Annotated in this window: 8 protein-coding genes; all 8 read left to right on the top strand. The window is 69.3% G+C overall.

What is annotated here, in order from left to right; translation table 11 throughout:
* Positions 1–139 precede the first annotated feature (139 nt).
* The 8 genes from ACF3NH_RS14475 to ACF3NH_RS14440 all read left to right on the top strand — a co-directional run bounded on the left by ACF3NH_RS14475 (position 140) and on the right by ACF3NH_RS14440 (position 13,460).
* A complete protein-coding gene (locus tag ACF3NH_RS14475; RefSeq protein ID WP_422923744.1) occupies positions 140–2,116 on the top strand; it encodes an SIR2 family protein in 1,977 nt (658 codons plus the stop codon).
* Positions 2,100–3,884, top strand: coding sequence for a hypothetical protein (locus ACF3NH_RS14470; RefSeq protein WP_109517857.1), 1,785 nt, complete (start codon positions 2,100–2,102; stop codon positions 3,882–3,884). The genes ACF3NH_RS14475 and ACF3NH_RS14470 overlap by 17 nt, the downstream gene beginning before the upstream one ends.
* A gap of 698 nt (positions 3,885–4,582) precedes the next feature.
* Entirely contained in the window at positions 4,583–4,954 is a 372-nt protein-coding gene (locus tag ACF3NH_RS14465) for a DUF6634 family protein (protein WP_099097337.1), read from the top strand.
* Positions 4,955–4,958: 4 nt separating this feature from the next.
* On the top strand, positions 4,959–7,175 hold the full coding sequence (locus ACF3NH_RS14460) for an AAA family ATPase (RefSeq protein ID WP_146201917.1): 2,217 nt from the start codon (positions 4,959–4,961) through the stop codon (positions 7,173–7,175).
* A 373-nt stretch (positions 7,176–7,548) separates the two neighbouring features.
* Positions 7,549–8,313, top strand: a complete 765-nt coding sequence (locus tag ACF3NH_RS14455; RefSeq protein ID WP_109517855.1) for a hypothetical protein — start codon at positions 7,549–7,551, stop codon at positions 8,311–8,313.
* Positions 8,310–10,553: a hypothetical protein gene (locus tag ACF3NH_RS14450; RefSeq protein WP_146201916.1), complete on the top strand. Its 2,244-nt coding sequence runs from the start codon at positions 8,310–8,312 to the stop codon at positions 10,551–10,553. Before ACF3NH_RS14455 ends, ACF3NH_RS14450 begins: the two co-directional genes overlap by 4 nt.
* Positions 10,554–10,558: 5 nt before the next feature.
* Positions 10,559–11,590: a TniB family NTP-binding protein gene (locus tag ACF3NH_RS14445; protein WP_181378191.1), complete on the top strand. Its 1,032-nt coding sequence runs from the start codon at positions 10,559–10,561 to the stop codon at positions 11,588–11,590.
* Positions 11,591–11,621: 31 nt separating this feature from the next.
* Positions 11,622–13,460 (top strand): TniQ family protein, encoded by a 1,839-nt coding sequence (locus ACF3NH_RS14440; RefSeq protein ID WP_181378190.1) that lies wholly within the window; start codon positions 11,622–11,624, stop codon positions 13,458–13,460.
* The last annotated feature ends 389 nt before the right edge of the window (positions 13,461–13,849 follow it).

Raw genomic sequence — 13,849 nt, 5'->3', positions numbered from 1 at the left:
CGCCACGCCCGCCACGACGCACGTCGTGATGGTGGGGGCTCCCGGGTTTGAATCCTTGTTGTATTGTTGACGGAGCACGCCGCCGGGCGCCGCTGCCCGCCGGTGGGCAGGCCCGCGCGCGGCGGGACCGGATGTAACCATGCGCTTCGTGGCCGACGGCCCTGACATCCCCGACGCCGTCCGGCGCGCCCTGGAGGACGAGGAACTGGTCCTGTTCTGCGGAGCAGGTGTGTCCATGTCCACCGGGCCCGGCGTCGCCGGAATGCCTTCCTTCAGCCAACTGGTGAACAGCGTCACGGGGGCGCTGCGGCAGGTCCTAAATGACCAGGAGCAGGCTGCCCTCACGGGGTACCAGTACGATCGCGCCCTACACCTGCTGGAGCAGCGCCTGGGCCGAAACCGGGTGCGGCAGGCGGTTGTCGACGTGCTGACGGTCACGGCGCCGTTCGAACGCCACAAGGCGGTGCTCGAGTTGGCCCGGCTGCGGGACGGCGGCTTCCGCATGGTGACCACCAACTTCGACCCGCAGTTCGACCATGCTGCCAAGGCCCTGGGCTACGAGGTCACCAACGACGTCGCGCCCATGCTGCCCGTGCCGAAGCAGCACCGTTGGCGCAGCGTCGCCTACCTTCACGGCAAGATCGCACCCGGCGCCACGGGCGAGCACACGTCGGTGCAGTCACTGGTCTACAGCACCGGCGACTTCGGGCTGGCATACCTCACCGAGCGCTGGGCCAGTCGGTTCGTCACCGACCTGTTCACCAAGTACCCGGTGCTGTTCGTGGGATACAGCGTCGACGACCCGGTGATGCACTACCTGATGGACGCCTTCGCCGCCGAGCGTCAGCTTGCTGGGTCATCAGCCAAACCGTCGCCACGAGCCTGGGCATTCGCGCCCTACCAGGATCCGACGGCCATGGCCCAGGAGGAGGAGGCGTGGCGCGCGAAGGGCGTCGAGCCCATCCCGTACGCGGCGCCCAATCACGACCACTCGCTGCTCTACGACACCCTCGCCGAGTGGGGGCAGCGGAAGAAGTTCGGGCTCACGGCACGCATCCGTGCGGCCGAGCGGGCCTCCGACATCATCCCGGTCCCCCCCTACTCCGTCGATCACGAGGTGGAGGCGGTGCGCTGGGCGCTGGAGGAACCGGCTGCCGTTCTCAGCTTCGCCAAGGCCGAGGTGCCTGCCCCGATCCAATGGCTGCCGGTGCTCGAGGAGTGGCAACTCCTCGGCGTGCGCGCAAGCCTCCCCGCGACGGGTGCGTCGGTGTCCCAGACCGCCCAGGACGTGGCGGCACGCTGGGTCTCGCCAACCCACTTCCAGCTGATGGTCTGGCTGACGCGGCACCTGGACAAGCCGGAGCTGCTCGACTGGGTGCTGAAAGGTGGCAGCCCTCACCCCGCCCTGCAGACGGCGATCTTGGACCGCTTGGATGAACCCGCCGCCGCGCCGGGTGCCGTCGCGAAGCCGAACGAGAAACCTCATCTCGACACCGGGTTGGAGGCGGCCTGGCGCCTGGTCGCGCATCCTATGGCCCGCGCGCCCATGGCGGACCTCGCGGACGTTCATGCGTGCTGGACGCGCCTCAAGGGCGGGGCGGACGACCATGTCACCCGGCAGGACTTCACGCGGATGATGGCCCCTATCCCACGGATCAAGCGCACCCATCCGTTTTTCGAGCCGAGTGTGTCGCCTCCTGGAGGAACCGCCTCCTTCCGTCTGCCAACGGCTGGAGACCACGTCGCCATCGACATCGAGCTGGCCTGCGGCGACATGCTCGAATCCCTGCTCGAGGCAGTCCGGGGCCGGACGGCCTTTCTCGCGGCGGTGGCGGATGACCTGACCAGCCAGCTGAAGCGCGCGCTCGACCTGTTTGCCCTGGTGGGGCAGGCGGGCGAAACCAGCGATCCGCTCCCTGTCATGTACCGCCCGGTCCGACCCGGCCCCGAGGCCCGTGGTTACGAGGACTGGACGCGGTTGATCGACGTGACGCGGGATTCGATGGAGGCGTTGAGGGAAACGAACGCCCAGGCGGCGGATGCCCTTCTGCTCCGCTGGCGGGCGCTCCCTTACGTCCTGTTTCAGAGGATGGCTCTCGATGCCTACGCAGTCTGAAGCGCGCTTGGCGGCAGGTCTCGACTACCTGCTGTCCGGCGACATCCTGTGGTCAAGGCGTCACGAACCGGAAAGCATGCGCCTCCTGGGGCGGCTCTGGCGGGAACTGCCCGAGGAAAGCGCCGCCCGGCTGGCCGGGAGGGCTGTCGCCGGTCCACCAGATGTCGAGGATGCCGACCGGCGGGCGTGGCAGCTCGCCTCGAGGCTGGCCGAGATGCGCGACGCGGGCGACAGACCGCTGCCGCCCGAAGCATCCGCTCTCCTTGCGGCCTACGAGGCGGCGCACGGCCCCGTGGAAGCGCCGTCGTCGGTGAGGCTCGGGTTCGAGTTCGAACGCCTGGGCGTGCCTGATCGCGCGGGCGTGTCGGAGAGGGAGATGCGCGCGCTGAAGCTGGAGGAGCTCGTCTCGCTCCTGCAAGAGCCCGCCGTCCGCCAGCACCGCGCCTTCGACGACACGCGAGAATCCCTGATGGCGCTCTGGGGCGAGGTGGTTCCGTCACGGCCAAAGGCGGCTGCGAGGGTGCTCGAGCAGCTCGCGGCCCGGGGGATTTGGCCGGGTGACACCTGGCAGGCCACGCTGGTTGCCTTCAGCGGGATGAAGCGGGGTTGTGCCAAGGCCGCCCTGTTCCGCCGAATGGCTCCCCTCCTGCTCCAGGCGCCGGACTCGTTCCTCCAGAACCGGGAAGTCGCCTGGGCCATCGGGTACTGGCTTCCGGGAGCCACGCGAGTAACCGCAGCGGATCCGGCCGACCTTTTCTGGCAGCTCTGGGACCGGCTGGCTCCGATCTTCTTCGCGCTACCTGTCTCTCTCGGCCCGGATACCAGCCCCCTGGACGCCGCGATCAACGAGCCGCCGGGGCGCCTGACCGAGGCGCTCCTGCACCGCTTCTTTGCCTACCAACCGAAAGTGGGCCAGGGCATTCCGGCGGAGGCGGAACTACGCCTGCGTCAGGTGACGTCCGGCGGCGGGGACGGCTTTCTGCTTGGACGCGTGATCCTGGCGCGCCACCTGACCGCCCTGTTCATGACACAGCAGGACTGGGCGCAGCAGCACTTGGTCCCGAAGTTCAGCTGGACGGTACCCCGCGAGGCCGCGGCCCTGTGGAAGGGCTTCATCGCCGGGGGTTCCATTCACCCCAAGGTCTTGTCGGCGCTCAAGGACGATCTCCTGGATACGCTGCGCCATCACGACAGCGAGGTGCACCGCTCGAAGGAGCAGCTCTGGTCGCTTTTGGTGATGGCGTGCATCGAGGTTCCCGGTCTCATCGAGGCAAAGGAAGCCCAATCCCTGCTCCGGTCGGCAGATCCGGAGGCACGCCGCCACGCCGCGTTCCAGTTGTACCGCATGATGCCGGATGACGCGGCGAAGGCGGCGGCTTTCTGGGAAGCCCGACTTGGCCCCTGGATCGACGAAGCCTGGCCCAAGGATGTCGGCCTGCGCGACGCGGGCAGTTCCGAAAACCTCGCACTGGCGGCAGCCGCTAGCGGGGAGGCTTTCCCGCTGGCCGTGGACCTGATCGCGGGCACGGTGGTCCGGTGCAACCAGCACTTCCGCCTTGTCCACAACTTGGCCGAGAACGACCTCCCCGAGCGGTTCCCAAATGACGTTCTGAAGCTACTCGACGCGATTACAGATGGCTTGGGGAACTCCTGGGATGGGCTGGGGCTACGCCGCCTGCTGAGACGCGTCTTGGACGCCAATCCGGATCTGAGCACGGATCCCCGGTACACTCAGCTGGACGCGAACCTGCGCCGACAGGGTGGTTGAGGCGGCACCCTGCGGCGACGCCATGAGAAGGCCATGTGGCAGCCCATGTGCAACCTTGCTGCCCACAGGCGCGGGGCGCCACCGGATCGGAGTTTTGCCGCACCGCGGTTTTCGCTGGATGAGCCGCTGTTCACGATCCGCGGAGCGACATGCCGCATCCGAATGACGATGGGCGCCCAGGTACATGCCTTTTGGGGCCGTTTTGAGAGTCTGCGCCCCGGCCGGTGGTCGGCGCACGGTCTCTGGAATGGCGTACTCGGCGCCCACTGCTAGGCATCTGATCCTACGAGATTTCGGGCATGGCCGTCGGTAGCCAGCGACACCGAACGCGTCGTGTCGGCCCGCGACGCCATGAATGTTGCAAGGAAAACCACAAGGATTCAGGGCGATAGATCGGCTTGCGGGAGGGATTGTCACCCGGTCTCAAGGCAGCTGGTGATGCCTCCTTTGCTGGCAAATCACACCGACGCATGCCTATTGCGCCGGGCGAGATGTTCCGCTTCTGTTCTGGGCATGACGACCGCCCTTCCCTTCCCTGAGGCGACTGAACCGGGTCCCCCTGGCCCGGCGGGGTACGTCGGCGGGCGCGAAAACGGGCACTGGGTCGTCATCCCCGCGCCCGCATAGGGCGCCCGGCGGCCCCTCCCGCGGGCCGCCATCAACACACCGACAACCACCCATCAGAGACAGGAGGCACCATGCTCATCATCGGTGAACGAGGAACCGTGCGCGGCGACGTCGAGGCGGAAGCCAGCAGGCTGGAGGCACTGGCGGCGGACCTGCGGCGGCTCGCGGCGGCCGGGATGCCGTCGGCGGCGGAGCTGTCGGAGGCGCCGCTGCTGGAGGGATGGGCCGTGACCTCGCGCCCGGTCATGTGCCTTGTCGGCGCCGTCACCGGCCATCCGCTGCTGGACGGCCCCTACTGCCGGACCTCAGACCTTTGGGCCTTCGCGCCGACCGTGGGCTGGGCGCGAACGTTGAACCGCCTCTATCGCCTCGGCGCCCCGCGCGCGCCCATGCCGGTCGTGCCGCCGCCCGCCGACCGGACCTGCTCCCTGGGCCTGCGGTGACACCATGCCAAACCCCATCCCCAGCATCTCCGCATCCGCCCCCTCACCTGCCCTGCCGCCCGGCAGCATGGGTGGCGCCGCCGCCCTGACCGGCGACGCGCTGGACCTCGCTATCGAAGGGCTGGCCGAAGCCGTCGAGGAGGAGATCGGCCACGAGCCGTTCCACCTCGGTCCCGTTCCGCCGCAGGCGCGGAAGCCAACGCCCCCGCCCGTCCACCAGCCATCGCGCGTGCGCCTGGAAGACCCTGCCGAGGCCGCAGCCCACGCCATGCTCCGGCGCCTGCTCGAGGCCGATCCGACCCTGCACGGCAGGGCGCGGGAGCCGGGCGCGGTCCTCGTGGTCGAGGTGCCGGACGCCGAGTGGGTCGTCCCCGTCGCCGAGACCTGGCGCATGCTGATCCAGGGCACGGACGAGGTACCGTTCGACGGCGACGACGCCCAGGACCGGCCATACCGGCGGATCAGCAAGATTGAGCCGAGCTGGGCCGAGTTCCGCCGCGACGGCTCCGACCGCTGGCACCGCCCCGAGGACGGCAACGGCGCCGTCCGCACCATGGTCGCCAGCGGGCGCCCGGTCTACGGCTTCAGCCCGGCGCCCGCCCGCTGCCTGCCATCCGATCTGCTGCGGGCCGCCACGGCGACGGTGACCGTCGGCCCGCTGGATCCGGCCGCGCTGGCCGAGGCGGCGACCATGTTGACGGGCGCCGCGCCGGTCACCGCGTCCGTACCGCCGGAGGTGGCGCGGCTGGTCACCGTCGGTGACCTGTGGCTGGCCCGGCTGCCCCACCAGGATGCCGACGACTACCTCCGGCGGCTGGCGGAGCTGGCGTCGCAGCGGCTCTCCGTCCGCCCGCTGACGCTCGACGGCCTGCACGGGATGGACGAGGCCGCGCGGTGGGGCAAGGACGTCGCGCGGGATCTCACCGACTACGCCCGCGGCGCGTTGCCGTGGCGCGACGTGGACCGCGGCGCCGTGCTGGTCGGTCCCACCGGCACCGGCAAGACGACCTTCGCCAGGGCGCTGGCGGCGCAATGCGGGGTGCCGCTGGTGACCGGCTCGCTGGGCCAGTGGCAGGGCGCCAAGGACGGCCACCTCGGCACGACCCTCGGCGCCATGCGCGGGACCTTCGAGGCGGCGCGCAAGGCGGCGCCTTGCATCCTGCTCGTGGACGAGATCGACAGCTTCGGCAACCGCACCACCTTCCGCCACCACGACCGCGACTACTCGGTCCAGGTGGTCAACGCCTTCCTCGAGGAACTGGACGGCGCCGCCGGGCGCGAGGGCGTGGTCGTGCTGGGCTGCTGCAACGACGCCAGCCGCATCGACCCGGCCATCCTGCGGCCGGGCCGCCTGGAGCGCCTGATTGGGGTGCCGCTGCCGGACCAGGCGGCACTGGCCGCCATCCTGCGCCACCACCTCGGCGGCGACCTGCCCGGCGCCGACCTGTCGCGTCTCGCGCTGCTGGGCCTCGGGTCCACCGGCGCCGAGGCCGAGCGCTGGGTGCGCGGCATGCGACGGCGGGCGCGGCACGACCGGCGCGAGCCGACCCTGGCCGACCTGGAGGCGGAGCTGCGCGGCAAGGGGTCGCGCCCGGCTCCGGAGGTGCTGCGCCGCGTGGCCATCCACGAGGCCGGGCACGCGGTGGTGGCGGCGCTTGGGCGGCCCGGTGCCCTGATCTCGGCCACCGTGCTGGCGCAGGGCGACCGCGCGGGCCGGGTGCTATGGACGGAGCCTGCGGATGGCCAGGCCACGGTCACCCGTGCGGCCCTGTCAACATTGCTGCGCGAGGCGCTGGCGGGCCGGGCGGCCGAGGAGGAGCTGCTCGGCGAGGCATCGGGCGGGAGCGGCGGCGGCGCCGAGAGCGACCTCGCCACGGCGACGCGCCTCGCGACGGCGGCGGTGACCGCGCTCGGCCTCGACAAGGGCGGTGGCGCCCTGGTCTGGCGCGGCTTGCCGGAGGCGGCCGGTGTCCCCGCGCTGCTGGCGGCGCGGCCCGACGTCGCGCGCCGGGTCGGCGAGATGCTGGACGCGGCCTACGCCGAGACGCGGTCGGTGGTCCGGCACCACGGCCTGGCCATCTGCCGTCTGGCGGACATGCTGGTCGCCAAGGAGACGGTGCCGGGCGCCGAGATCGAGGCCCTGGTCGCGGCGTCCGGGGCGGCCGCGAAGGATTGCCGACCGCCAGGCGCCGGTCGCCGCCCCCGGAGGGTGCGGCCATGACCGGCCCCGACCCGGACGCCTCGCCAGAGCCGTCCATGAAAATGGCAAGGGGGCGCGAAACCAATCCAGGCGCCAGCCGTCTCTGCAGCCATGATCTCCACGAAGCGAATAGCCACGGACTGAGGATTTGCGGCACGGCGCCCACGTCGCTGTGCCCGCCTGCAGCTTTCCTGGCCTCACCGCTGAGGACATCATGCACCACCACAAATCCTTTGCGCCGACGACGGCGCGGCGCACGCCGCCGCGTGGCGCGCGCGGCTTCCTTCCAGGCTTCCGGGCCAAGTTCCGGCTCCCCACCCTGATACGTCGTTCTCGCGCCGTCTGACGCCGCCCACCGGCGGCATCCCGAACGCTCAAACGATTGGAAGCCACGATGCGCAGATTCGCATTGGGGGCAGTGCCGACGCGCGGCAACTGGAACCCCAAATTCCCGTCCAAGCCCCCCAAGGGGAAGGCCAAAGGCAAGATTGTCAGCAAGGAAGCCGGGGGCGAGGAACCCAAGGAAGAAGAGCAGGACCAACCGAAGGCTCGGACACAGGTCCCGACTTACTACCCGCCAGCCAAGGGCAAGCGGCGTTACGAGCACCTGCGGAGTTATCACCATCGCGACGCCGCGTTCCTCTTGGACGCCCGGCACGAGGTGCTGGGCTGGACCTCCACAGCCGAGGCCATCGAAGTCCACTGGGAATGCAAGGACTTCAAATTCGTCCCCGACTTCATCGTGCATGAGGAGACGCGCTCCTACGCGCTGACAATCCTGCACCCGCTGGCCAAGCCGGACGCGCGCCGCAAGAAGCGCCTCGCCGCCATGCGCGCGGCCTGCGAGCGCCAGGGTCTTGGCTTCGTTCACCTGAACCGCGACGAGGTCACCGAGGACGTCGCGCTGCCCGGTGCCAAGGACCTGTTCTATTACCGCTACTGGCAGTGGCCGGACTCCCTGCCCTTCTCGGTGTCGACCGTGGCCGAGCGTCACGCCCCTGCCACCCTTGGGGAGTTGCACCGGCTGCTGGATGGCCTCGCCACCTGGCATCAACTGCTGTCCATGGTCGCGAACGGGTTCGTGGTTGCCGACATCTCGGCCGGGCTCGGACCGGACACCCCCGTGTTGGCCTGGCGGACTAAGGGGTGGCGCACATGAGCAACCGATACCTGCCCCGACTGGGCCAGATCGTCCGTTGGGACGGCCACCCGTGGATGGTGGAGCGCCTCGACAACGACGGCCTCGACCTGCGCAACCGGATGACCGGCGAGGTCCTGACCTGGGGCCTCGCCTCCTGGATCCTGCACTGGCAGAACGGCAGCCTGCGCCAGCCAACCGTCCCGGAGCCGCTGGACCGGCGGCGCCTCGTCCGCGGCACCTACATCCGCCGCCAGGGCAGCGTCTGGCGCGTGAAGCTGTTCAAGAGCGGCCTGATCCACCTGGAGAATGTCAAGACCGACGAGACCGCCGTCGTCAACAACATCGCCTGGCAGGAGGAGTGCTGGCGCGGCGAGAGCTGGGTCGTCGATTCACCTGACGCGGACCTGCCGGAGCGCATCCGGGAAGTGCTCCGCGTCCCGCTCGACGGCTTGCCGAGCTCGATGAAAGCCAAGGTGCAGTGGAGCGCCGTTTTCGTGGAGGCGTACCGTGACCCGGAGCGCTTCTACCGCGAGAGGATGCCGGACCTCCCCGTCGCCGAGCGCATCGACCTCAGCGGCCGCGTCTCCAAGGCGACCCTCCTCGCCTTCCTGAAACAGGTCGCGAAGGCGACCGGGCAGAAAGCCCCGGGCGTCAGCACGTTCTACGGCTGGCTCAACACGTTGAAGCAGGCAGGCGGGGACATCCGCGCCCTCGCGCCCCGCTTCGACAGGCAGGGACCGCGGGGGCGCAAGATGCCCGCTATGGTCGAGCAGTGGCTGATCGAGACCATCACACTAGTCTGGCTCACGCGGCAGGAAAACCGCAAGTCGAAGGTCTGGAGCGCGCTCAACGACCGGGTGACGAACTGGAACACGGCGAACCCGGACAACCAGCTCTGGTGTCCGAGCGAAAGCCAGGTGGCCCGCTATATCCGCGAGGAAGTTGACCAGCACGTCGCCGTCCGCCGTCGCAAGGGCAAGAAGGAGTTCGACAAGGTCCGCACCATCGGCAACGGTGTGGTCACGACGTTCCCGCTGGAGCGTGTCGAGGTCGATCACTTCCGCCTGCGGCGGATCAGGGTGCTGGACGACCGGAGCGGCCTGGACATGGGCGGCGCCTGGGTCTCCATCGCCTACGACCACTTCACCCGCATGCCGCTCGCGCTGATCGTCCATTTCGCGGGCGAGACCCTCGGCATCGGGTTCAGCGTCCTGCGGATGACGATGACGCCCAAGGGCTTCCTCAAGAAGCTCGTACCGAACCTCGACTACGAGTTCCCGACCGGCGTTCCGATGTCGTTCTTCTTCGACCAGGCCGCGGCGACGAATAATGACCACGTGCGCAACGCGTCCCTGGTCCTGGACATGATCATGGACTACGCCGAGGGCGAGAACCCGCAGCTCAAGGCGTGCATCGAGCGCTTCATCCGGAACTTCCGCGAACAGGCGGAGCGGCCGCTTGCGGGACCCAACCCGCCCAGCCACCGCGAGGATAACGACCCCGAGAAGCCGGATGCCATCATCCGGTACTCCGACCTCGTGCGTCGCCTCTGGACCTGGGTCGCCATGGTCTACGCCAAGTCGTGGCACACTGGGATCGACGACGTGCCCCTTCGCCGCTGGCAGGAGCACACGGACAGGCACCCGCCCCGGGCACTCCGCAGCGAGCACGACCTGACTGTGCTGCTCACCCACCGGCACATGTGCCTGCCGCTGCGCGGAAGGGTCACCACCCAAGGTCTCACGTGGCACGGCGAGGCCATCCGGCAGATCGTCGCCAACCCGAACTACCGCAAAGGCACGAAAATCCAGGTCCTCTTCGACGAGCACGATGTGTCGCAAGCCTGGGTCGTCAACCCATTCACGGGTGCGATCGCAAAGGTCGAACCCTTCAATCGTCGCCTGATGGTCGGTCTCACCCTTCACCAGCACGACATCACTCTCAAATTCAATAGGCGCCTGGAGCGGACCTACGACACCGACGAATTGCGGGCCCTCAAGGCCGCCCTGCTCGAGGACGCCACGCGGCTGCTGGCCAGCGGCAAATCGCTGTCCAAGCTCAAGCGGAATGCCCTGGTCCGCTTCCTGATGATGAACAGCAACCAGCCGTCCGGCGACGACACCGGCGACGTGCAGCCGCAACCGGACGCCAGCGAGCCGCAGGCGGCGCCCGAGAAGTCGGAGAACACAAGCGACGAGGGCCGCGCGGCACGTCCGCGGCGGCAGGCGAAGCGCATGCGCGGCGACGAAGGGCAATGAGCACCATGGACCAGAACGAAATCGACCGTCTCGTCAGGCTCTCGGGCAGGTTCCGCGAGCTCTACCTGCCGACTGACAAGTCGGACGAAATCCAGCGAGATATTCGTCGCCTCCACCACCGCGACCATGGGTCGTCTGGCGAGGCTGGCATCCTTCTCCTTGTCGGGGGGTCAGGCAGCGGCAAGTCAAAGCTCGTCCTGGACTACACCAGCCAGTTCCCCGACCAACCCCGAGCCATCGCTGGCCCGGATGGCGCATTCGCTGACCGCAAAGACGTGTTGTACTTCAAAGCGCCGAACGGAAGCGAGAAGGACGTCGCCGAGGTCTGGTTCGCCGCGCTGACCGGCCAGAGCATCGATCACGTCGTAGGTCGGGGCCGGAAGCGCCTCGTCATCCAGGAGGACATTGTCGCAGTAGGACGCGAAGTGGGGAACAGGCTCGTCGTCGCTGACGAGTTCAGCCAGTGCCTCGAAGGCAAGGACACCGCTGCCATCAAGCGCATCGCGAGTCTCTGCCGGTACATCGTGAACGCCAAGGGCGGACCGTCCCTCATCATCGCCGGTACGGCATCCGTCCTACTGCTCAGGGAGGCCGACGCGGAATTCCGAAGGCGGGCGAGCATCCGGCACGAACTCCTGCCGCTGGACTGGGACATCGCCGAAAGCCGCGAATTCCTGCAGGACGTGTTGATGGAATGGGATGAGTTCCTCCGGGACAACGTCTTCGGCGTGCTGTCCGGCCTCGCAGGAGCCAAGATGGCCTATCCGCTGTGCCGTGCCGCATCGGGATATCTCGGCGACATGGCGACCCTCATCGAGACCGCCGCTGCGGAGGCCGTCTACGACGTCGCGGCCGGGAAGGCGGACAGGCTGACCTACGCCCACCTGGTGAAAGCATACGGCAAGTCGGCAGTGTGGACGGCGGAGCGCCCCGCCTTCCCCGAGGCAGTCGGGCCTACCATCGACACGGGACCCGAAAAGACCCGCCTGCGCGGCCGTACCCGCCGCAGCGACCGCCACCATAACTTCCGGCCCTGAGCACATGGGCATACAGCCACTCTCGCTCGGCATGGGCATCGTGCCGGGCGAGAGCATCCCTGGTTTCATGATGCGCTTCGCGGGCCGCGCCCGCTTCCCCGGCGCCGACCGCCTCGCCATCCATGTCGGCCTGCGCCAGCCTGGCTCCGCCACCTCTGGGGATGACATACGCGGCCTCGCGACCCTGTCCGGCGCCGATCCCGCCGCTCTCGAAGCCGCCACCTACCGCCCCACAGGTCGCCTCGCCCACCACCGTTTCCTTGGCGGTGAGCTCCACCGCGAGTTCATCGACATCTCACGGCGGCGCGCCTGCCCAGCCTGTCTCGTCGCGGCGCCCATCCAGCGTGCCGCCTGGGACTGCGCCCTGGTGACCGCCTGCTCCCACCACGCCCTGCGCTTCGTGGACAGGTGCCACAGACCTCGCTGTCGGGGGCTGGGGTGGAATGTGGCCGACGTCACCCGCTGCGCCTGCGGAACCGACCTTCGGGCGCTCGCCGGAATGCCGGTCCCCTCCGACGAGGCAGAGGCGAGCGCCCGCGTGCTGGCGCTGGCCACGGGCGAGACGATCCCGTGGTTGCCCCCTGCCCTGTCGGCCGTCGGACCGGCCGACCTCGTGCGCCTGGTCATGGTCACCGGCATGTTCCTGACCGCTTGGCACAAGGAAAGACGCATCGAGACCCTCGTCGCGTCCGGGCCGGACGCCGTGGCCCGCGTCGTCGGCGCTGGCCTTGCCGCGGTCGAGGCATGGCCTGTTCCCCTTCACGGATTCCTTGCGGCGACGCGGGCCGTGGAGGCCGCCCGTGCCGGACGCTTCGGCGCCACCAAAACCATGGGCGCCTACTACGGCTGGCTGTCGATGCTGGAGGCCGGGCCGTTCCGCGACGCCCTGGCCGAGGCGACCCGCCAATTCCTTGCCGCCGACCCAGTGCTGGGCCGCCGGATGCACCGCTCGCTGCTGCTGGGCGTCCAGGGTGACGGCGTCGCCTTGAAGGAGGTCGCGCGCATGGTGGGCAGATCCTTGCCCACGACCAAGCGGCTCGCGGAGGCTGGCCTGCTGCCGACGCCTGACGGCACGGGGCGCGGCCTACCAGCGGTGATCGGCCGCGCGAAGGTGGAAGGATTGGCGGCCGAACTGCGCGACGCGCTGACGCTGGACGAAGCCTCAGCCGCCCTAGGGGTGTCCAGGGCACGGGTGCGGCGGCTGGCGGAGGCAGGCGTTCTCGAGGCGGTGCACCGGGCAGCGGCCGATGGCTGGGGCCGCTGGGCGTTCCGGCGCGCCAGCATCGAAGGGCTGCCGGGGCGCATGGCGGCGGGCGCCCCGATCGACACCGGCCTCGAGCGAGGGCTCGTGGGCTTCGAGGTGGCGGCCGAGACGATGCGGCGGCGCGGCGTCGGGCTGGCGGACTTCGTAGGCATGGTGCTCTCGGGCAACCTGCCGGTGGCGGCCCTGGACCATGCCGCGGTCGGCCTCAAGCGCCTGCGGTTCGACCGGGCGGCCGTGCGTCGGGCGGCGGCCCCTCTCGAGCGGGGTCCGTTCAGCGCCTACGCCACCGCTGCGTTGCTCGGCCTCAAGCGCGAGGTGGTGGCCCACCTGATCCGGCGTGGCCTGCTCCGGACCGAGGGCGGCGCCGTCACGGCCACCGAGCTCGACCGCTTCCGGACGGCGTACGTGTCCGGCGCGGAGCTGGCGCGCGAGCGCGGCACGTCGCCGCGGAAGCTGGCGGCAGACCTGCGGGCTGTGGGGGTGCTGCCGGTGACGGGGCCGGGGGTGGACGGCGGGCGGCAAGCGTTTTTCAGGAAAGGACTCGTGGAGGATGGGTCCGGAACCGGATTAAAGCAGCCTGTTGTCGCACCGGACACCGAGGATTAAGAAAGCGCGCTCGACTTGGGGAAGAACATGGCCTCTCGGCAGCTACCGTGGTGGCTCGACTATGACAATGTACCTCCCGAGGATGCCTCGGCACAGGTAATCTGGATCTCGGGTCGATGGCGATACATCCCGTTTGCCTTTGGCCGCCCTCTGGCACGTAAGTGCGGCACCCTTGACGAGGCGCACGAAGCGGTATTCCAGTTCGAGACCGACATCCACGCGAAGGTGGATGAGATTGCGGACCTCCGTGCGGGCGGCCAGGACTCCTAAGCGGATGAAAAGCAGGCCACGCTTGAAATCTATCAGTCCGAGAACCTCGCGGTCGAAGTTGCTATCGATCCAACGGACGTGCCTTACGATGTGGAAATCTACTCGCTGGGAGCCGGTGC

This window comes from Pseudoroseomonas sp. WGS1072, assembly GCF_049340465.1.
Classification (GTDB): Bacteria; Pseudomonadota; Alphaproteobacteria; order Acetobacterales; family Acetobacteraceae; genus Pseudoroseomonas.
The sequence above is the reverse complement of the archived record's forward strand: the minus strand, read 5'-3'. Positions and strand labels throughout refer to the sequence as shown.

Excerpts from the sequence above, each read along its gene's own strand:
- ACF3NH_RS14440 (WP_181378190.1), top strand. The coding sequence starts at position 11,622 with ATGGGCATCGTGCCGGGCGAGAGCATCCCTGGTTTCATGATGCGCTTC.
- ACF3NH_RS14445 (WP_181378191.1), top strand. The coding sequence starts at position 10,559 with ATGGACCAGAACGAAATCGACCGTCTCGTCAGGCTCTCGGGCAGGTTC.
- ACF3NH_RS14465 (WP_099097337.1), top strand. The coding sequence starts at position 4,583 with ATGCTCATCATCGGTGAACGAGGAACCGTGCGCGGCGACGTCGAGGCG.
- ACF3NH_RS14450 (WP_146201916.1), top strand. The coding sequence starts at position 8,310 with ATGAGCAACCGATACCTGCCCCGACTGGGCCAGATCGTCCGTTGGGAC.
- ACF3NH_RS14460 (WP_146201917.1), top strand. The coding sequence starts at position 4,959 with ATGCCAAACCCCATCCCCAGCATCTCCGCATCCGCCCCCTCACCTGCC.
- ACF3NH_RS14470 (WP_109517857.1), top strand. The coding sequence starts at position 2,100 with ATGCCTACGCAGTCTGAAGCGCGCTTGGCGGCAGGTCTCGACTACCTG.
- ACF3NH_RS14455 (WP_109517855.1), top strand. The coding sequence starts at position 7,549 with ATGCGCAGATTCGCATTGGGGGCAGTGCCGACGCGCGGCAACTGGAAC.
- ACF3NH_RS14475 (WP_422923744.1), top strand. The coding sequence starts at position 140 with ATGCGCTTCGTGGCCGACGGCCCTGACATCCCCGACGCCGTCCGGCGC.